Below are 19170 nucleotides of genomic sequence, written 5' to 3' on the forward strand. Positions count from 1 at the left end.
AACCAGCCGGGGCGTCCCGGCGATATCGAAGGACAGCAGCATGGCCAGCGGCACCGTGAAGTGGTTCAACGCCGAGAAGGGCTTCGGATTCATCGCCCAGGACGGCGGCGGACCGGACGTCTTCGCCCACTACTCCAACATCACCGGCAACGGCTACCGGGAGCTGGTCGAGGGGGAAGCGGTCACCTTCGACGTGACCCAGGGCCAGAAGGGCCCCCAGGCCGAGAACATCGTCCGGGGCTGACAGCCGTGAAGCGCTCCGCCCCGGCCCACGCCGGCCACCGTGTAGAGTGGGATCACCGACGCGGGGTGGAGCAGCTCGGTAGCTCGCTGGGCTCATAACCCAGAGGTCGCAGGTTCAAATCCTGTCCCCGCTACCAAACGAAGGGGGCCCGGTACAGCCGGGCCCCCTTCGCGTTTCGCCGGGCCCCGGTGCTTCGTGACGCCTGCCGGACATGGCGTGACACGTTCCGGCATGACCGGACGGGACGCCGCCGCGCACCTCGGATCCCATGTGCCCCGGCTTCACCTCGCGGCAGGCCGGGCACCGGGTTCGTACACCCCGCCGATACCTTCCGGCCGGCCATGCGGAACGATGATCACGTGAACGAACAACGGGGAAGCAGTGCACGGGAATCCATCGCGGATCTCGCCCGGCGACTCGTCGCCGCGGACACCGGCGGCTGGACGCCGGACGGAGTGAGGGCGCTGGTTGCCGGGCTCGGATGGACGTGGGACGGGGCGCCGGACGATACCGTCCTGACGGGTCGCTCTGCGGGTGGCGCCCGGCTGCGTCCGGTCGGCAGGTTCGAAGAGGCGTATGCCGACGGCGAGTCGTACGTGGAGCTGGCGGTCCCGCTGGCGACCGCCCCACCGGAGGCCGCGGCGCAGGCCGCCGCCTTCCACGCCGCCAAGCAGGAATTGACCGCGGCCCTGGGTGAGCCGTCCATCATCGGTTCCCACGGCGACTTGGGCCCCTTCTACGACAGCGGGCCGGTCTGGGGCGCGCCCTTCGCACGCTGGCGGCGCAGGACGGACACGCTGGAACTGCGCGCGGGGACGACGGGACCGGAGCTGGTCCTGCAGCCCACCGGCCCGGCGGAGGACTGGTTCTGGCGTCAGGGCATCGGCGAGGAGAACTCCATCAGCGGCTTCTTCGGCAGCAATCGCGACCGTGCCAACATCGGGCTCGGCTTCCCCGGTGGCTGGTCCGCCCGGAGCTGGGAGACCGTCACCCGGTCGCTGGGCGACTTCCTGGGAGCACTGCCCGCCGAGACCACCGCCCTCGGCATCAGGGTCGCGATGCCGTTCTACGGGCGCACCGGGCACGGCGCGCCCCTCCTGTTCGACGTGACGTGCGGTGACCGGCTGTCGATCGGGTGCTTCGCCCCTGACGAGGTCGATCCGGCCGCGCTCGGCTGGGGCACCGTTGCCGAGCATCCGGGCACGGCATCGGTCTTCAGCGACGACGATCCCGTGTGGCGGGTGGACGGGGGCGGCCCCGGCGAGCCGAAGGGCCGTGCGCTCGGGGAGCTGCTCGTGGATACGGCCAGGGCGGTTGGGGTGAGCGAGCCGGCCGACCTGATCGTCGGCGGCGAGGCCGAGTACGTGAACGGTTACCACGTCACCTACTACGGACTGGGTCTGCGCACCGGCTGACCGGTCCCCCGGGGCGCGGTCCCAGGGCGCAGCCGGGGAACACACGGCGTGAGCGGCTGGGAGACACGCCGGGCGGTCGCGGTTGAGCGAGGAGCCGTGGTGCGAAGCTGGAGCCGATCACGAGCGCACCCGCTCCTGCGCAGCACGCCCGGAGAACGGTGAGTACAGATGACTTCGCAGTCCGCCGATGCCCCTGGTCCCGGATCAGCCGTCACCGGCAACGGGCCCGCCGTCTCGCGCCAGGAGTTCGACGCGCTCTTCGCGGCGGTCCGCACCTGGGGCCGCTGGAGGCCGGCCGACCGTGGCGCCTGGAACCGTGTGACCGCGGACCATGTGCGGCGGGCCACGGCCACGGTGCGGTCGGGCGTGACCGTGCCGTTGGCCCTGCCCTGGAACACCCGGGCCGGCCCCGACAACCACAGGCCCGCGCTGCACCATATGACCGATCTCGGTGACGTGGAGAGCCCGGAACCCTCCACGCACAAGGACTTCATCGGCGCCGACTACCACGGCAAGGGTGTGACGCATCTCGACGCCCTGTGCCACATCGCCTACCGGGGACGGCTCTACGACGGCCGGGCCGCCGGCGACGTCGTCGGCGCCGCAGGCGCCCGCTTCGGCGCGGTCTCGGCACTCGGACCCCTCGTCACGAGAGGTGTGCTGCTGGACCTGCCCGCCGTCCTCGGAGTCCGCTGGCTGGAGCCGGGACGAGCGGTGCACGCGGAGGACGTCACCGCCGCGGAGAGGGCGCTCGATGTGACGCTCGGCGAGGGTGACGCGGTGCTCCTGCGGTCCGGACACGTGCGCCGCCGCACGGAACTGGGCGCCTGGGACCCCGGCACGGCGAGCGCGGGCTTCCACGTGGACGCCGTACCACTGCTGGCCGAGCGTGGCGTCGTACTGCTCGGCGGTGACGGCGACAGTGACGTACGCCCCTCGCCCGTGGAGGGTGTGCACTCGCCGGTCCATGCCCTGGCCATGGCGGCGATGGGCGTCCCGTTGCTGGACAACCTCGATCTGGAAGCCCTCTCGGCCGCGACCGCGGAAGCCGGGCGGTACGAGTTCCTGCTGGTCGTGGCGCCGCTGAACGTACCGGGCGGTACGGGATCGCCCGTCAACCCGGTGGCGGTCCTGTGACGGGCCGACCGGACCGGCATGCGCACGCCGTGTGGGCCCAGCCGGTCATGCGCATGAGCGGCGCTTTCGACCGAGACCGATGCCCCGAATGTACGTATTCTCATCTATATCGGAATGAGTTCGGGCGGCGGACTATCGCGAGTGAGGCGTGGCGTGGTTCGGTTCGGCGGGGCATCGACACCCGCGGGGCGTGCGACGGACGGCACAGGACCCGCCCGTTCGCGTGAGCGCTTCCTGGCGGGCGGGCCGGTCGGGGCGGGCGTACGAACGCCCATCTCCAGTTCGTGGCAGCGCTGCCGGTCCCTGGGACTCTCGCCGGACGGGGCCGACCTCCCCTTCCGGGAGGATTTCGACACGGAGGCGCGGATCATCCGCGCGGCCGTGCCCGTGCTCGACCGGCTCCAGGACACTTTCACCGGCAGTCCGATGAACATCTGCGTCGCCGATGCGAGCGGAACGGTCCTGCTGCGCCGCTTCGGAGAGCCCTCCCTGGCCGGCAGCCTCCCCGCGATCCAGCGCGTGCCGGGATTCGTGTTCGCCGAGCGGTTCGCGGGGACGAACGGCATCGGTCTCGCGCTGGCGGAGCGGCAGCTCATCCGCGTCTACGGTGCCGAGCACTTCGCGGAACGCGCCCAGGGAAGCGCCTGCCGCGCACTGCCGGTCCGCGACCCGCTCAGCGGGCGTATCGAGGGCGTCCTGTGCTTCGGCTATCCCCGCGGCTTCGACCACCCCGCGCTGGCCGACCTGATACAGAGAGCGGCGCGAGCCATCGAGCGGCGGCTGCTCCGGCACAGTTCCGCGCGCGAGCGCGCGCTGCTGCAGGCGTACCTGGACACCGGCGCCGAAGCCGGCGTCGGCCGTCACCACACCGTCGGACTGGACGAACTGGCCCTCGGACAGCACCCCCACGACCGTGCGATCCTCATGGAGAAGGCCACGGAGCTGATCTCCTGGGCGCAGCGGGCCGCCGTGAACGTCCGTCTCCGCGACGGCCGTAAGGTCACGCTGCTGAGCCGTCCGATGACGAGTGCCACCGGGGTCGAGGGTCTGGCCATCGAGGCGGTCCTGCCCGGCCCCGCGCCACGCCGTCCCCTCGTCGCCCAGCGGGAGGCCGACGGGTTGCCGTTCCGCCCCTCCGAACCAGCCGTACCGCGTGCCGTACCGCCGGCACAAGCCGTAGCCGTCACCGCGTCCGGCGGGGCCACCGCGTCCGGCCGGGCCACCGCGACGACCGCGTCGGGCCGGGCCACCGGGGGCGGCGCGGGTGTCACCCTCGTCGGCGCGGCGGACGACCACCGGGCCTCCGCCCTCCCGTCCAGAGGGCTGCTGCTCGTGGGGGAGCCGGAGGTGGCGCGGCACGCCCTCGCCGCACGGCGCCGCCTGGAACTGGTGTCCGAGGCCAGTACCCGCATCGGCACCACCCTGGACGTGCGCCGCACGGCCCAGGAACTGGCGGAGACGGCGGTGCCGCAGTTCGCCGACTACCTCACGATCGACCTGCCCGACGCCGTGCTGCGCGGGGAGGAGTCCGCCGATCCGCACGGCGACCTGCGCCGCACGGTGGTCCACGGCATCCGCGACGACTGCCCCTTCCACCCGGTCGGCAAGCAGGTCGGCTACGGCCCGAACACACCGCAGCTGCGCTGTCTGACCAGTGGGGAGCCGGTGCTGGAGCCGGACCTCGAGGTCGCCGCGGGCTGGCTCGCCCATGACCCCGAGCACAGCCGGGAGCTGCTGGACCACGTCCACTCCTTGATCGCGGTCCCGCTGGTGGCCCGCGGTGTCGTCCTGGGCGTCGCGGCCTTCTACCGTGGGCGGGACCCCGCCCCCTTCGGCGACGACGACCGTTCCCTGGCCCAGGAACTCGCCGCCCGTGCCGCCCTCTCCATCGACAACGCCCGGCGCTACACACGCGAGCGCTCCATGGTCCTGGCCCTGCAGCGCAGCCTTCTCCCGCACGGGCTGCCCGACCAGGACGCCGTCGACGTCGCCCATCGCTACCTGCCCGCCGAGTCCGACGTGGGCGGCGACTGGTACGACGTCATCCCGCTGTCCGGTATGCGCATCGGCCTGATGGTCGGGGACGTCGTCGGCCACGGCATGCTCTCGGCCGCCACCATGGGCCGACTGCGCACCGCCGCACGCAGCTTCGCCGAACTCGACTTCCCCCCGGACGAAGTCCTCACCCATCTCGACAACCTGGTGGGACGCCTCGACCGGGAGGACTTCGTCGCCGACACAACCGAGATCATCGGCGCGACCTGCCTGTACGCCGTCTACGACCCGACCACCCAGCGGTGCACCATGGCCCGTGCCGGGCATCCTCCCCCCGCCCTGGTCCGCCCCGACGGCACGGTGTCCTTCCCGGAGCTGCCCGCCGGACCTCCGCTCGGTCTGGGGGGCCTGCCCTTCGAAGCGGTCGAGACCGACCTCCCCGAGGGCAGCCAGCTGGTCCTCTACACCGACGGGCTGATCGAGGACCGGTACGGCGACGTCGACGCGGCCCTGGACCGGTTGCGCGAGGCCCTGCCCCATCCGGAGCGCGCACCCGAGGAGACCTGTCAGATCGTCCTCGGCAGCGTGGCGCCCGCCCACCCCCGGGACGACATCGCCCTGCTCGTCGCCCGCACCCACGCGCTGGACCCCGACCGGATCGCCTCCTGGGACCTTCAGCCCGACCCGGCCCTCGTCGCCGAGGTGCGCGCCGCTGCCATGCGCAGGCTGGCCGACTGGGGACTCGACGAAGCGGCGTTCGCCGCGGAGCTGATACTCAGCGAGCTGGTCACCAACGCCATCCGGCACGGTTCCGGCCCCGTCCACGTACGGCTGATCCATGACCGCACCCTGATCTGCGAGGTCTCCGACGCCAGCAACACCGCCCCGCACCTGCGCCGGGCGGCCAGTACCGACGAGGGCGGCCGTGGGCTGTTCCTCGTCGCCCAGCTGGCACGCAGCTGGGGCACCCGCTACCTGTCTCGGGGCAAGGTCATCTGGGCCGAATGCGGCCTCGACGGCATCTGAGGCCGACGGCACCGCCGACCGGTCGACGCCGAAAACGCATGAATGTCCAAGATATTACGAGTCGCCCCATTAGGATCACTGGAGACCGTCGGGAAGAACTCGCCAGGCCGACCTCCGGAGATGTCCGTGCACGACCCTCCCGACACCGCTGCGGAACCCCTCGTCCGCATCCGCGGGCTCGCCAAGCGGTTCGGCGGGACCCTCGCGCTGGACGGCGTCGACCTCGACGTGCACGCGGGCAGCGTCCTCGCCCTCCTCGGTCCCAACGGAGCCGGAAAGTCCACCCTCATCAAGGTGCTCGCCGGCGTTCACCACGCCGACGCGGGGCACGTCACGGTGGACGGGCACCCGCTCGGCAGTCATGCCGCCTCCCGCGCCATGTCCTTCATCCACCAGGACCTCGGCCTCGTGGAATGGATGACGGTCGCCGAGAACATCGCCCTGACCATCGGGTACGACCGCCGCGCCGGACTGATCTCCTGGCGGCGCACCCGGGAGCGCTGCGCCGAAGCCCTGGGGACCGTCGCCGGTCACCTCGACCCCGCGTCCCCTGTCGCCCGTCTCTCCCCGGCCGAACGCTCGCTGGTCGCCATCGCCCGGGCACTGGCCTCCCGGGCGGAACTCATCGTCCTCGACGAGCCGACCGCCCGGCTGCCGGCGACCGACTGCGCCCGGCTCTTCCGCGTCCTGCACGTCCTGCGCGACCAGGGGCACGGCGTCCTGTACGTCAGCCACCGTCTGGACGAGGTGTACGAGGTCGCCGACGCCTTCGCCGTCCTGCGCGACGGCCGCCTCGTCAGCCACGGCACCCTGGCCGGCCACAGCCCCACCCACCTTGTACATGACATCGTCGGCGACGGTCTCTCCCGCCACCGCCCCGCCACCGCCCCCGCCGACGGCCCGGCCGTCCTCACCGTCGACGCCGCACGGACCGCCGGGACGGGACCGGTCGGCCTGGAACTCAGGGCCGGCGAGGTCCTGGGCCTGGTGGGCCTCTCGGGTGCCGGCCACAGGGAACTCGGCCGCGCCCTCGCGGGGACCCGACCCCTCATCGGGGGCCGGGTACTCCTCGGCGGCCGGCCGTACCGGCCGCGCACGGTCGCCGACGCCGTCCGCCTCGGTGTCGGCTTCGTGCCCGGCGACAGACAGCGGGAGGGCTGCGCCGCCGAGCTGACCGTACGGGAGAACCTCCTGGCCAATCCGCGCGCCGGAGGTCTGCCCGCGCCGCGCTGGATCGCCCCCCGCCGCGAACGTGCGCAGGCCGCCGGCCTGATCGAACGGCTCTCGGTGCGGCCGCGCGACAGCGAGGCACCCATCGGCACCCTGTCCGGCGGGAACCAGCAGAAGATCATGATCGGCCGGTGGCTCCGGCCGGACCTGCGCCTGCTGATCCTGGAGGAGCCGACCGCGAGCGTGGACATCGGTGCCAAGGCCGCCGTGTACCGCCTGCTCGACGAGGCACTGGCCACCGGCCTCGCGGTGCTGCTCGTCTCCACGGACTTCGAAGAGGTCGCGGGCGTGTGCCGGCGCGCTCTGGTCTTCGTGCGCGGGGCCGTGACGGCCGAGCTGAGCGGTCCGGACCTCACGGTCGCGGGACTCACCCGGGCGGCCTCCGCCCTGCCCCCCTCCCCCGGAGCCGCGACGCATCCATGACCGCCCCGCCCGCCCCCAGGACACCCTCCCGGCCGCACCGGCAGCGGCCCGCCGGAGGCCTCGTCAGCGCCTACGGCCTGCTGGCCCTCACCGCGCTGCTCTTCCTGACGTTCTCGCTCGTCCTGCCACGCACGTTTCCGACGCTGGACACGCTCGACTCGCTCCTGTTCAACCAGTCCATCCCCGCCGTCCTCGCGCTCGCCGCCACGGTCCCCGTCGTGACCGGCGCGTTCGACCTGTCCATCGGCTACGGTCTCGGCCTGGCGCACGTCACCGTGATGCAGCTCATCGTGAACGAGCGGTGGCCCTGGCCGTGGGCCTGCCTCGTGGTGGTCGCCGGAGGGACGGCCGTGGGCGCCCTCAACGGTGTCGTCGTCGAGTTCGGCCGCATCGACTCCTTCATCGCCACCCTCGGGACCGGCAGCATGATGTACGCCGTGACCGGCTGGATCACGGACGGCGGCAGGATCGTCCCCGGCCCGCACGGCCTGCCCGCCGCCTTCACCGATCTCTACGACTCCAAGTTCCTCGGCCTCCCGGTTCCCGCCTTCTACGTGGTCGCCCTCGGGGTCGCGCTCTGGCTGGTGCTGGAGCGGCTGCCGCTCGGCCGGTACCTCTACGTCGTGGGGTCGAACCCGCGCGCCGCCGACCTCGTCGGCATCCCCACCCGCAGGTACACCGTCTACGGGTTCACCGCATCGGGACTGATCGTCGGCATCGCCGGCGTGCTGCTCGCGGCCCAGCAGCAGATCGGCAACCCGAGCGTCGGTCTCGACTATCTGCTGCCCGCCTTCGTCGGCGCCCTGCTCGGCTCCACCGCGATCAGACCCGGCCGTCCCAACGCCCTGGGCACACTCGTCGCCGTCGCCGTGCTCGCCGTCGGCCTCACCGGCATCGGCCAGCTGGGAGCCGCCTTCTGGACGATCCCCCTGTTCTACGGCGGCACCCTCCTCGTCGCCGTCGGCCTGGCCGGGTACGACGCGCGCCGCCTGCGCACCGGGGCCGACGCGCCCCGCGACGCGCCCGCTGAGCCGCCGCCCTCGGGGCGGGACGCCGGCGCGAGCGACGTCCCTCCGTGACCCGCGCCGACCCGCGTCGCAGGACCGCCACCGCCTCGGCTCCGCGAGGGACCCCTGCGGCACGGCCGCGCCCCTCCGTCCTCCGCGAGGAACGCAGTCACCACCACCTCGCCCCCTCACCCCTCCGCGAGGAACTCCCATGCACCACCACCGCGAGGCCGTCCCCGGCGTCGTCAGGGCGCGATCGTTCCCCCTCGCCCTGCTGCTGGCGGCATCCCTTCTCGCAGGCTGCGAACGGGGCTCGGCCGACGGCCCCGGGACATCCGCCACGGGCCCGAGCGGCTGCCCCGCGGCCGACGCCAGGGCCCGGGCCGCCGTCACCCGGGCGGAGAAGACCGATGTCCCCTGGAACGGGCCGACTGCCGGTCCCGCGGCCGTTCCCGGCAAGACGCTCGTGTACGTCGCGCAGACCATGACCAACCCCGGAGTCGCCGGCGTCGCCGAGGGAGTACGGGAAGCCGCCGGCGTCATCGGCTGGAAGGTCCGGGTGATCGACGGCGAGGGCACCCCCGCCGGCATCCAGGCGGCGCTGAGTGAGGCCGTGGCCCTGAAGCCCTCAGGCATCGTCATCGGCGGTTTCGACCCCAACGCCACCTCGCAGCAGGTGGCGCGGGCCACCGCGGCCCGCATCCCGCTCATCGGCTGGCACGCGGTGGCGTCCCCCGGCCCCAGTGCGAACCCCCGACTCTTCACCAACGTCACCACCAACGTCGGCGAAGTCGCCGCGATCAGCGCGCAATGGGTCATCGCACGCTCCCACGGCCACGCCGGGGTAGTCCTCTTCACGGACGCCTCGATCCCCTTCGCCAAGCACAAGTCCGAGCTGATCAAGAGGGGGCTGGCCGCATGTCCGGGCGTGCGGCTGCTGGCCTACGAGAACATCCCGATCCCCGACGCGAGCGGCCGTACCCCGCGGGAGGTCTCCTTCCTCCTCTCCCGCTTCGGGACCCGGTGGAGCCACTCCGTCGCGATCAACGACCTGTACTTCGCCGATGCCGCCCCCGCCTTCCGCGCGGCCGGTGAGGAGGGATCCGGGCCGCCGTTCAACATCGGCGCCGGCGACGGCGACCCGTCCGCCTTCCAGCGCATCAACAGCAGGCAGTACCAGGCGGCGACCGTCCCCGAACCGCTGTCGCTGCAGGGCTGGCAGATCCTCGACGAGTTCAACCGCGCCTTCTCCGGCCGTCCGGCGAGCGGATACGTGGCGCCCGTCCACGTCTCCACGGCGGACAACAGCGAAGGCGCCACGACCTGGGACCCCTCGGGGTACCGGGAGGCGTACCGCAGGATCTGGCACAAGTGACGCAGGCGCCGCGCGTCACCGGAGGGAGCGGAGCCGGCCGCGCAGAGCACGGCCGCCGTCGATGCCGGCGAAACCGCCCGGGCCGGTCCGGAAGGGAGTGCGTACCGGCCCCGGGGCGATCGCGTCGACCCGGACTCCCCGGGGACGGCCCGCCCACCGTTTCCGCGCCACGGGCAGGGGCAGTCGGACGAGTAGGTACCGAGGAAAGGACCGACATGAGTGCCGGACAGAAGGCCAAGGCCATGGCCGAGCAGGTTGTCGGACAGGCGGTGAGGAAGGTGGCTCACGCCGCCGGCAAGGACACCACCGCAGCCAAGGGAGCTGCACTCGAGGCCCGCGGCAAGGCCCGGGCTGTCAAGGAGAGGTCCAAGGACAGGCTCAAGCACTGACGGAACAGGCCCTCGCGCGGCGGCGTACGGGACTCCCCGGCCGGGTCGCGTTCGCTAGCAGGTCAGCGGCGTCGACGGCGTCGAACGGGCCACGTACGCCAAGCCGTCGTACTCGCCCATGAGCACCGTGGGAGCCATGGAGAAGCGGTACGTCACGCGCGGTACGCCGGCGCCGAAGGACCGCATGGACTGGGGACTCTCCAGCCACCGGGCGACGGCGGGCCGCGCCCGGCCGCCGCGGAGGTCGATCATGTGGTCCTGGGGCGTGGCCGAGGCGAGCCGGGACTCGACGGAGCGCGGACCCGCCGCGCTGATGCCGTGCTTCCTGGGCGGGCGTGTCGGGGAGTTCCCGGGGCGGGCCCGGAAGGCGCCCCGGCCGAAGAGCAGGCCCAGGGCGTAGTAGCGGTCACCGTAGTGCTCCCTGAGGTGCTGCCCCATGGCGGGTATGTCCCGCGCGTAGCGGCCGGTGCAGACGTGGCCGTTGTGGGCCCAGACGGCCACCTTTGCGGCCGGCCTCTCCTCGGCGGAGATCACCTCTTGGGCCATGTGGCGGTCCCGGGCGGCCAGCGCGCCCGTCTCCCCGGCGTCGCCGCGCAGTGGCCGCGAGGCCACGTCGGCCGCGGCCATGATCAGGCGCGCATGTTCGAGGGCCTGGCCGACGGCCGCGTCCCCGCTGTGCGCGGCAATGCGGTCGCGCTCCGCCTGGAGAAATCTCTCCAGGTCAAGGGCCTCGGCAAGGAGCTGGGTGCGCTGGGCGACGAGTGATCCCGGCCTGGCCTCCCCCAGGGTGCCGAGCAGGCCGCCGGTGATGTCCGCGCGTTGGGGTGCGAGGGTGCGCAGCACGGCGGCCAGCGCCACCAGGGACGGGCCGCACCGCTGGGGGTCGATGCCGACGAAGCGTACGGCCCGGTCCTCGGGAACCGTGCGGTTGTGGTCGCGCATCCACCGCACGACGTCGAGCATTTCCCGGGTCCGCCAGGTCCAGAAACCGAGTCCGGCCAGCGCCTCGGCGGCATCGCCGGTTCCGTGCAGCACGTAGTCGTCGACCGCCCGGGCGGCCGAGACGCTGGCCTCCATGGCCAGTGCGGTGAAGCCCATTTCCTCCACGAGGAAGCGCAGTAACACATGTTTGAGCCGGAAGAACTCGGCCGTCCCGTGCGTCGCTTCCCCCATTCCCAGCACGCGTACGTCACGCAGGACCTCGCGCAATGGTTCCAGGTCGCCGTGGCACGCTTCCGATGCCTCGGGGTGCAGCGTCTTCAGGGGAATGGCGTTCTCCACCAGCCATCGTCGTACCTCTTCGGTCATCGCCGATTCCTTTCGCGCCGAGCTTCGGTCCACGTGAGGCTAGCCGTCGTGCGATCGCGTGACGTGCGCGTGGCGAGCGGGGACTGGGTGGAGAGCACAGGGCGTTCTTGGGGTATAGGGGTGACGTCGCTGCCCCTTCCGCGAGAGAGGTGTCCTGGCCATGGCTGACGAGGCCCTGCTGTTCGTTCTCCCCGAGCGTCATCCGCGCCTGGGTGCGGCCCTGTCCGCGGTGGGCGAGCTGGAGTGTTCCCAGAGCCCTGCGGTGCTGGGCTGGCTCCAGGCGCATGGCATCCCCGTGTCTTCCGAGCACGTCAGGATCGTCCCGGCGGGAGCGGAGGTCCTCATTCCAGAGGACGCGGAGCGGCTGCCGGTTCCCCTCAGCGAGGAGGAGACGCTGCGGGTCGAGCACGCGTGCGCTCCGCGGTCGGTGACGGACATGGAGTCGGAGCTGCTCGGTTTCCGGGACACCACACAGGACTGGCAGTCGCTGGTGCACCGTGCGCTCACCGCCGGGATTCCCGCGCCGCGCATCGCACAGCTCACCGGCCTGGACCCCCAGGACATCGTCCGGGCCGCCGGGGACTGATCCACCGAGTCGCCTCTCCCGGAGCCGCCTGCGCGAGCCGGACTCGCTGTTCGCGGACCGCGGACACGGCCACGCCGTCCGCCTCGGTCTACTCCGACGGCGACCAGGGGGCGGACAGCAGATCGGCGACGCTGCGCCGGTCGCGACGCTCCGGCGGCTCTTCCGCCGCCTTGCCCAACGCGATCATGGAGATGATCACCCATCCCGGGTTGGGGCCCAGTTCCTTGGTGAGGCCTTCCATGTCGAAGGCCCGGAACTGGTGGGCGGCCAGTCCCATCGCCTGGGCCTGGACGGTCATGTGGGCGATGGCCTGACCGAGGTCGTAGTCCGCGAACTCGGAGTAGAGCAGCCGCGTGTCGCCGACATGCCGGCGCGCCAACGTGACGACGAGCAGGGCTGCGTCCGTCGCCCACCGGGCCGAGCTGGGCGCGAGGTGGCGGACCACCCGTTCGTGGTCCGGCTCACCGGGCCGGCTCGTGAAGAAGCCCCAGGGCTGGGAGTTCCCAGCGGACGGCGCCCACCGCGCGGCTTCGAGCAACAAGCCGAGGGAGTGGTCGTCGAGTACGGTCGACGGATCGAACGCGTAGGGGCTGAACCGTTCTGCCAGCAGGGGATGGATACCGCAGGGCGGTTCTTGATCACGTTGCATGTCCCGGTGCAACCGACCACCGCACGGGCGTATTCCGGCAGGGGGCCTCGCCAGGCTCAGCAGCGTCCGCCCCTGGTCACGACAGCGCGGCGAGCGGCCCAGCCTCAGGCGCCGGCACTCCGGCTGCCCCGGGGCACGGAAGCCGGAGAGACATGTGGTGAGGCCGGCCCACGGTGCCGGAACCCGGTTAGGCCGATGTCGGTGCCGGGATGGCACATAGGATCGCCGGCATGGCACTGCGACCTGTTCAGGTGAACCTGAAGGCCTTCGACGCATCGGCGGTCGGCCGGTTCTGGGCGGAGGCGCTCGGCTGGACTGCGTACACCCCCGGCGTGGTCACCTACGTCGGTCCCGCCGGCGGTCTCGTCTGGCCGGACCCGGTGCACGTCTGCGTCGACGTCATTCCCGTCCCGGAACCCAAGACGGCGACGAAGAACCGGATGCACCTCGATCTCGCCACCGTCTCCGCGGCCCACCACACGGAGTTGGTCGCGCGCCTCGAAGCCCTGGGTGCGACACCCGTCGACGTGGGGCAGGGGCAGGTGCCGTGGACGGTGCTCGCCGACCCGGAGGGCAACGAGTTCTGTGTACTGGAGCCTCGTGAGGTCTACCGGGACACCGGGCCGATCGCCGCGATGGTGGTCGACTGCGCGGATCCGCGGGCCATGGCCCGGTTCTGGGGCGAGGCGATCGACTGGACCCTGCACGAAGTGACGGACGATCACGCGGTGCTGCGCTCCGCCAAGGGTGTCGGTGCGTATCTCGAGTTCCTCCGCACGCCCGGTGTGAAGACCGTGCCGGACCGCGTCCACCTCGACCTGCTGCCCTACCCCGGCGACGACAAGGAGGCGGAGGTGGCCCGGCTGCGGGCCCTCGGCGCCACCGACCTCGACATCGGCCAGGGCGACGTCCCGTGGACGTGCCTGACCGACCCGGAGGGCCACGAGTTCTGCGTCCTCGCCCTCCCCTGACGCGGGGCCACACCGACCGGAGTTCAGCAGCGGTCCAAGCGATGACACGGTGTCACTGGACCGCAGGGGATGGCATGATGGCCCTCATGACGATCTACCGAAAGGCCGATGCCGCGTAGCCGGCCCGGCGCACTGCGCGCGCCACAGACCCCCCACTTCGGCTGGAGCCTGCCTCCGGACCGGATCCACGGACTCTCCGCCCGAACCAGCCTCGCGATCCATCGAGTGGAGCGGCTCTCGGGCGACTACTACATCTACCCCGGCGCCACTGACCGTGCCCTGCGGGAGTATCGCGCCTTTTTCCAACCGCCGGGACGTCGGCCCTTGTACCCGCAGGAGACGACGTGTTCGTGCCGCGGCTGTTCCTTCTACGACGTGCGGCACGCCCGCGACGTGCTTGAACAGGTCGTGCAGCAGTTGCCTTTCAGGCCCCGCGCCGAACTCGAAGGCCACGTACGTGTCCTGGACTCCAGATACCGGGAGCGCACGCTGCCGGATCCGTTCGCCGCTCGTCGGCAGTGGCGTTCCGACCGCTGGTGGAGACGTCGCCTGGCCAGGAGCCCTGAAGCCGGATGAGAGCCAGGGCCAGAGGCAAGCGGCCCTTCCTCCTGCGATGAGGGCGCGCATGGCGTCGGGGTGACCGGCTGCCTGGTGGTACCGGTTGTGCGCCGCCTTCTACGGAGCCACCGATGTCCCTTTGATCATCGAATAGGTACCCGTACCTATTGAATGCCGCCAGAACGGCCATCTTGGGTGGGAGGAGCCACCCGACCCGCCGGCGCAGGAGGACGTCGACATGAGGCTCCATGCTCCGCCCAGCCCCGCACAGGTCCACCGCCGCCTGCGGCGCCGGTGCGCCCCACAGCCGCTCACCGTCAGGCGCTGATCCACTACGCCGAGAATGCGGGGCGGTATCAGGCGGCCCCCAGCCGTAGGACGTCCCGGACTCACGCGTTGCTCACAGCCGCCGTCGCGCCATGCCGGCACGGCCTGCTCACGTGCGGACCCCCACGGCCGCAGGGCCCCTCCGCCGCGGCTCACCGGGGTGCTGCCCCCGAGTCACTCCCCCACGGCTCACCGGGATGCCGCCCCCGAGTCACTCCCCCACGGCTCACCGGGATGCCGCCCCCGAGTCACTCCCCCACGTACGAGGAAAAGTCACCATGAACACAGCAGACCACCCCACCGCTTCGGCGAGCAGGTGCTCCAGCAGGCACCGGGCGCCGTCGTTCAGGGACCGAGGCGAGAGTCGGCTGCTCCGCTTCGGCGGCAGGTCCATCCGCACCAAGATCATCGCACTGCTGGTGATCCCGCTGGTCTCCCTGGTGGCCCTGTGGGCCTACGCGTCGCTCACGGCAGCCGGGGACGTCCGCAGCCTGCTCAAGGCCGACGACACCTACGATCGCCTCGGCGGTCCGGTGGCGGCACTCGCGGAGGGCATCCAGGCCGAGCGCCGCGCCGCGGTGGCGGCACTGGCCGACCCGGACGACGACGGGGCCCAGCTCACTGTGCGCCGGAGCAGGGCCGAGACGGACCGCCTGGCGTCGGCCGTGCGCCGCCGGGCTCAGGGCGATGCCGTCCAGAACCTCGACACCGCACAGCGCGCCACGTTCACCGACGTGCTGAACGCCCTCGACGAGCTGGGTTCCCTCAGGAGTCGCACCGATCACCGCTCGGGCTCCTGGGACCAGGTCATGCACCAGTACAACCAGGTACTGACGCCCGCCCTCCGATTCCGGACCTCTTTCACCGCGCTGCGGGCCGACCGGCTGGCCCAGCGCAGCGCCGTGCACAACGAGATGGTCAGGGCACGCGAGTACCTCTCCCAGGAGGACGCCGCCATCAAGGGTGTGTACGCCACCATGTCCCGCGGTGCGGCACCCACGGAGAACCAGTACCGGGTGCTGGACTCCGCGCTGGAAGCACACATGCTCCTCTTCGACGACCACCTGCCGGAGTTCTCGGCCGGGGACCGTGCGGCCTACGACCGGTTCCTGGCGAGCCCGGCCTGGCAGGAGCTCGAGCACCGCGAGAACGACTTCCTGGCTCACGAGGTGACGGAGAGCGACACCCTCAGCGAGCACGGGACCGAGGCGGGCACGGCCGGCATCGCGAAGTGGCGGGATGCCGCACACGCGGCGGTCGCCGACCTCGGCCGGATCAACAACCGTCTCGCCGCCAGCCTGAGCCAACAGGCCGAGCACGATGCCCAGAGCATGATCCGTGGAACGGTCATCGCCGGTGGAATCGGCCTGATCGCCGTCGTTCTCTCCGTCCTCGTATCGATGTTGATCGGCCGGTCACTCGTCCGGCAACTGGTGAGGCTGCGCAACGCAGCGGAGCACCTCGCCACCCAACGGCTGCCTGACGTCATGCGCCGGCTCCGCACGGGCGAGACCGTCGACGTGGCGGAGGCAGCGCCGCCGCTCGACTTCGGACCCAACGAGATCGGCCAGGTCGGCCGGGCGTTCAACGTCATCCAGCACGCGGCGGTCGAGGCAGCGGTGGAACAGGCTGAGCTGCGGCGCGCCGCCGCCTCCGTCTTCGTCAACCTCGCCCGGCGCAGCCAGGTCCTGCTCCACCGCCAGCTGACGATGCTCGACGACATGGAACGCCGTACGGAGGACCCGGACGACCTCGGGAACCTGTTCCGCCTGGACCATCTGACCACCCGCATGCGCCGCCACGCCGAAGGCCTGATCATCCTGTCAGGGGGCTCACCGGGCCGCGCCTGGCGACGGTCCGTGCCCGTGATCGACGTCGTGCGGGCCGCCGTCGCGGAGGTCGAGGACTACCCGCGGATCTTCCTCCGGTCGTTCCCCCAGACCTCGCTGGTGGGCCCGGCCGTCGGCGACGTCACGCACCTGGTGGCCGAACTCCTCGAGAACGCGACGGCCTACTCCCCGCCGGGAAGCGCCGTCACCGTGATCGCGGAAGTCGCGGCCAACGGATTCATCCTTGAGATCGAGGACCGTGGCATCGGCATGGGCGCCGAGGCGCGTGCCGAGGCGCAGCGCCGGCTCAGTGACGAGCAGGAGCACGGCCTGCCGGATGCCCAGCGTCTGGGGTTGTTCGTGGTGAACCGCCTGGCCCGCAAGCACGGCATCAAGGTCTCACTGAAGGAATCGGCGTACGGAGGCACCAGCGCCGTCCTCCTCATACCGACCGAGCTGATGGAGGGCCTCCGACCGGTGGCGGCGCCCGGGGGCCACGAGTCGCCCGCCGTTGCCCAGTCCTCCGACGAGGCCGTGGAGCAGATGCCCCTGGCGAACGCACTCCGGCTGGGACGTGGCCTGTCGATGATCAACGCTCCGGGCACGGGGGGCGCCGCAGCTTCGGCCGCCGCCACCCGGCCCGTGAGGCACCGTCCGGTCTCCTCCGCGGATGCCGGCACGGCGAACACGGCCGGCGAGGACGATCCCGGCGCCCTGCCCCACCGTCGTCCCCCCGCAGCGCATACGGCCCACAGCCGGCGGGATCACCTCACCCCCCAGCGGCGGGACGACGGCCGGCCGCCCGCGCGGCCCGAAAGGGAGGCGAGCACGGACGGACTGCCCCGCAGGGTCCGCCAGTCGAGCCTGGCTCCCCAGTTGCGAGGTGCCGGCTCCCGTCCCACCGCCGACGGTTCCCCCGCCCGGTCCAGCCGCGAACGGTCACCTGAAGAGGCCCGCGCGGCGGTGGCCTCCTTCTCCCAGGGACTGGCCCGCGGGAAGGCAGAGGGTACCGGCCCTGCGGCAGACGCCTGGAACGAAGGAACCCGTCGGTGAACACAGCGCAGTTGTCCAACACGCTCAATTGGCTGCTCGACGACCTGGTCCACCGGGTCATCACCGCCCGGCACGCCATCATCCTGTCCAACGACGGTCTGGCGACCGGTGCCTCGGCCGGCCTTTCCCGTGAGGACGCCGAGCACCTCGCGGCGGTGGCATCCGGGTTCCACAGTCTCGCCAAGGGCGCCGGACGGCACTTCGGTGCGGGCTCCGTCCGGCAGACCATGGTCGAGCTGGACGAGGCGTTTCTCTTCATCACCGCAGCGGGCGACGGCAGTTGCCTCGCGGTCATCAGCGGCGCGGAGGCGGACGTCGGTCAGGTCGCCTACGAGATGGCCCTGCTCGTCAAGCGCGTCGGGGAGCATCTGCGGACCGCCCCCAGGGCACTGGGGCGCGCGACCGCCTCAGGGGGGAGAAGAGCATGACGAGACCCGTCGGCACGACGCCGTCGTCCTTCCCCGGCCCCGCCGCGCTCGGCGCTCACGGCATGGTGGCCGGTGCGGGGTCCCTGGACCGCGGGCCGGGACGGTGGTACGACGACGAGGCTGGTCCCATCGTGCGGCCGTACACGATGACGCGGGGGCGCACCCGCCCGGCCGGTGACGTGTTCATCGACCTCATCGCCATCGTCAGCGCCGTACCCGGCGACGACGCCGGACTCACCGACCAGCGTCTGCAGAGCCCCGAGTACCGGGACATTCTCGGCCTGTGCCGGGAACCGCTCACCCTCGCCGACCTCGGTTCCGCGACCGGCCTGCCCCTGGGCGTGATCCGGGTCCTGCTCGGCGATCTCGGCACGAACGGGCTGATCAGCATCACCCGTCCCGTTCCCCCCGCACAGCTGCCCGACGAGAGCATTCTGAGAGAGGTACTGGATGGCCTTCGTGTGCTCTGACCACAGCGGGTCCGGCGAGGCACGGCACCAGCCCGAATCCGCTCCGGTGGCCCTGAAGATCCTGGTCGCCGGAGGCTTCGGCGTGGGCAAGACGACGCTCGTCGGCTCGGTCAGTGAGATCCGTCCGCTGCGCACCGAGGAGCGCCTCAGCGAGTCCGGCCGCTGGGTCGACGACACCACGGGTGTGGAGGAGAAGAACACCACCACCGTGGCCATGGACTTCGGCCGGATCGACATACGTCGGGGCCTGTCGGTGTACTTGTTCGGCACGCCCGGGCAGGACCGCTTCTGGTTCCTGTGGGACGAGCTGGCCATAGGTGCACTCGGCGCGGTGGTCCTGGCCGACACCCGGCGGCTGGAAGACTGCTTTCCCTCGGTCGACTTCTTCGAGGACCGTGGAATCCCCTTCGTCGTCGGAGTCAACTGCTTCGACGGCTCTCGCCGCTACCCGGCGGGGGACGTCCGCACCGCCCTCGACCTCGGCACGGATGTACCGGTACGACTGTGCGATGTCCGGGTGCGCGACCATGACAAGGAGCTGCTGATCGCCGTGGTGGAACACGCGCTCGGTGCGAGGGGCGTGCGGCAGGAACCCGGGGGACCGCCTGACTTCTGAGCACCGCCGGCGGACACGGACCGCCTGAACGGCTTCCCTCAGCGCGGACGGTGAGGGTTGCCTGTCGCGGCCGTGTCACCCGCCCCCGCCCCGGACCCACGGCATGGCGGCGCGCGCCGGGTGGCAGTCGGCTC

Annotated in this window: 16 protein-coding genes and 1 tRNA gene; 15 read left to right on the plus strand and 2 right to left on the minus strand. The window is 71.9% G+C overall.

From position 1 onward, the window contains the following. Positions 1–40: 40 nt before the first annotated feature. The 9 genes from JK359_RS17165 to JK359_RS17205 all read left to right on the plus strand — a co-directional run bounded on the left by JK359_RS17165 (position 41) and on the right by JK359_RS17205 (position 10241). Positions 41–244, plus strand: a complete 204-nt coding sequence (locus JK359_RS17165; RefSeq protein WP_201836437.1) for a cold-shock protein — start codon at positions 41–43, stop codon at positions 242–244. Between the two features lie 59 nt (positions 245–303). Continuing rightward, positions 304–380 (plus strand) — tRNA-Met (locus JK359_RS17170). A 223-nt stretch (positions 381–603) separates the two neighbouring features. Next, positions 604–1659: a hypothetical protein gene (locus tag JK359_RS17175; protein WP_236677970.1), complete on the plus strand. Its 1056-nt coding sequence runs from the start codon at positions 604–606 to the stop codon at positions 1657–1659. A gap of 168 nt (positions 1660–1827) precedes the next feature. Continuing rightward, the gene (locus JK359_RS17180; protein WP_201836442.1) at positions 1828–2796 is read left to right on the plus strand and encodes a cyclase family protein; all 969 of its coding nucleotides are present in this window, start codon (positions 1828–1830) and stop codon (positions 2794–2796) included. A gap of 114 nt (positions 2797–2910) precedes the next feature. Then, positions 2911–5817 (plus strand): SpoIIE family protein phosphatase, encoded by a 2907-nt coding sequence (locus JK359_RS17185; RefSeq protein ID WP_201836445.1) that lies wholly within the window; start codon positions 2911–2913, stop codon positions 5815–5817. Positions 5818–5937: 120 nt separating this feature from the next. Further along, on the plus strand, positions 5938–7470 hold the full coding sequence (locus JK359_RS17190) for a sugar ABC transporter ATP-binding protein (RefSeq protein WP_201836448.1): 1533 nt from the start codon (positions 5938–5940) through the stop codon (positions 7468–7470). Further along, positions 7467–8549 (plus strand): ABC transporter permease, encoded by a 1083-nt coding sequence (locus tag JK359_RS17195; protein ID WP_201836451.1) that lies wholly within the window; start codon positions 7467–7469, stop codon positions 8547–8549. Before JK359_RS17190 ends, JK359_RS17195 begins: the two co-directional genes overlap by 4 nt. 139 nt (positions 8550–8688) lie before the next feature. Continuing rightward, complete coding sequence (locus tag JK359_RS17200; RefSeq protein ID WP_201836454.1) at positions 8689–9852, plus strand: substrate-binding domain-containing protein; 1164 nt, start codon at positions 8689–8691, stop codon at positions 9850–9852. 215 nt (positions 9853–10067) lie between these two features. Beyond that, positions 10068–10241 carry a hypothetical protein gene (locus JK359_RS17205; RefSeq protein WP_201836456.1) on the plus strand — a complete coding sequence of 58 codons (174 nt, stop codon included), beginning with the start codon at positions 10068–10070 and terminating at the stop codon, positions 10239–10241. 54 nt (positions 10242–10295) lie between these two features. On the opposite strand, the gene JK359_RS17210 is transcribed toward JK359_RS17205, so the two are convergent. Continuing rightward, a complete protein-coding gene (locus JK359_RS17210; RefSeq protein ID WP_201836458.1) occupies positions 10296–11549 on the minus strand; it encodes an erythromycin esterase family protein in 1254 nt (417 codons plus the stop codon). 160 nt (positions 11550–11709) lie between these two features. Here JK359_RS17210 and JK359_RS17215 point away from each other — a divergent pair, with 160 nt between their 5' ends. After that, on the plus strand, positions 11710–12135 hold the full coding sequence (locus tag JK359_RS17215; RefSeq protein WP_201836460.1) for a DUF6003 family protein: 426 nt from the start codon (positions 11710–11712) through the stop codon (positions 12133–12135). A gap of 88 nt (positions 12136–12223) precedes the next feature. Here the strand turns inward: JK359_RS17215 and JK359_RS17220 are convergent, their stop codons facing one another. Next, the gene (locus JK359_RS17220) at positions 12224–12784 is read right to left on the minus strand and encodes a nitroreductase family protein (protein ID WP_201836462.1); all 561 of its coding nucleotides are present in this window, start codon (positions 12782–12784) and stop codon (positions 12224–12226) included. A 230-nt stretch (positions 12785–13014) separates the two neighbouring features. On the opposite strand from JK359_RS17220, the gene JK359_RS17225 reads away from it, so the two are divergent. The 5 genes from JK359_RS17225 (at position 13015) to JK359_RS17245 (ending at position 19036) form a co-directional block, all read left to right on the plus strand. Continuing rightward, positions 13015–13755, plus strand: a complete 741-nt coding sequence (locus tag JK359_RS17225; RefSeq protein ID WP_201836463.1) for a VOC family protein — start codon at positions 13015–13017, stop codon at positions 13753–13755. Positions 13756–14918: 1163 nt separating this feature from the next. After that, positions 14919–17522 carry a sensor histidine kinase gene (locus JK359_RS17230; RefSeq protein ID WP_201836465.1) on the plus strand — a complete coding sequence of 868 codons (2604 nt, stop codon included), beginning with the start codon at positions 14919–14921 and terminating at the stop codon, positions 17520–17522. Then, on the plus strand, positions 17519–17950 hold the full coding sequence (locus tag JK359_RS17235; RefSeq protein ID WP_307788148.1) for a roadblock/LC7 domain-containing protein: 432 nt from the start codon (positions 17519–17521) through the stop codon (positions 17948–17950). Before JK359_RS17230 ends, JK359_RS17235 begins: the two co-directional genes overlap by 4 nt. Further along, entirely contained in the window at positions 17947–18420 is a 474-nt protein-coding gene (locus JK359_RS17240; RefSeq protein WP_201836468.1) for a DUF742 domain-containing protein, read from the plus strand. Before JK359_RS17235 ends, JK359_RS17240 begins: the two co-directional genes overlap by 4 nt. After that, a complete protein-coding gene (locus JK359_RS17245) occupies positions 18401–19036 on the plus strand; it encodes a GTP-binding protein (RefSeq protein ID WP_201836471.1) in 636 nt (211 codons plus the stop codon). Before JK359_RS17240 ends, JK359_RS17245 begins: the two co-directional genes overlap by 20 nt. Positions 19037–19170 lie beyond the last annotated feature (134 nt).

This window comes from Streptomyces actinomycinicus (assembly GCF_016741775.1).
GTDB classification, from domain to species: domain Bacteria; phylum Actinomycetota; class Actinomycetes; order Streptomycetales; family Streptomycetaceae; genus Streptomyces; species Streptomyces actinomycinicus.

Coding starts and splice junctions, on each gene's coding strand:
- JK359_RS17210 (WP_201836458.1), bottom strand. CDS start 11,549: ATGACCGAAGAGGTACGACGATGGCTGGTGGAGAACGCCATTCCCCTG.
- JK359_RS17225 (WP_201836463.1), top strand. CDS start 13,015: ATGGCACTGCGACCTGTTCAGGTGAACCTGAAGGCCTTCGACGCATCG.
- JK359_RS17205 (WP_201836456.1), top strand. CDS start 10,068: ATGAGTGCCGGACAGAAGGCCAAGGCCATGGCCGAGCAGGTTGTCGGA.
- JK359_RS17190 (WP_201836448.1), top strand. CDS start 5,938: ATGTCCGTGCACGACCCTCCCGACACCGCTGCGGAACCCCTCGTCCGC.
- JK359_RS17215 (WP_201836460.1), top strand. CDS start 11,710: ATGGCTGACGAGGCCCTGCTGTTCGTTCTCCCCGAGCGTCATCCGCGC.
- JK359_RS17165 (WP_201836437.1), top strand. CDS start 41: ATGGCCAGCGGCACCGTGAAGTGGTTCAACGCCGAGAAGGGCTTCGGA.
- JK359_RS17200 (WP_201836454.1), top strand. CDS start 8,689: ATGCACCACCACCGCGAGGCCGTCCCCGGCGTCGTCAGGGCGCGATCG.
- JK359_RS17195 (WP_201836451.1), top strand. CDS start 7,467: ATGACCGCCCCGCCCGCCCCCAGGACACCCTCCCGGCCGCACCGGCAG.
- JK359_RS17230 (WP_201836465.1), top strand. CDS start 14,919: ATGAACACAGCAGACCACCCCACCGCTTCGGCGAGCAGGTGCTCCAGC.
- JK359_RS17240 (WP_201836468.1), top strand. CDS start 17,947: ATGACGAGACCCGTCGGCACGACGCCGTCGTCCTTCCCCGGCCCCGCC.
- JK359_RS17180 (WP_201836442.1), top strand. CDS start 1,828: ATGACTTCGCAGTCCGCCGATGCCCCTGGTCCCGGATCAGCCGTCACC.
- JK359_RS17245 (WP_201836471.1), top strand. CDS start 18,401: ATGGCCTTCGTGTGCTCTGACCACAGCGGGTCCGGCGAGGCACGGCAC.
- JK359_RS17185 (WP_201836445.1), top strand. CDS start 2,911: ATGAGTTCGGGCGGCGGACTATCGCGAGTGAGGCGTGGCGTGGTTCGG.
- JK359_RS17220 (WP_201836462.1), bottom strand. CDS start 12,784: ATGCAACGTGATCAAGAACCGCCCTGCGGTATCCATCCCCTGCTGGCA.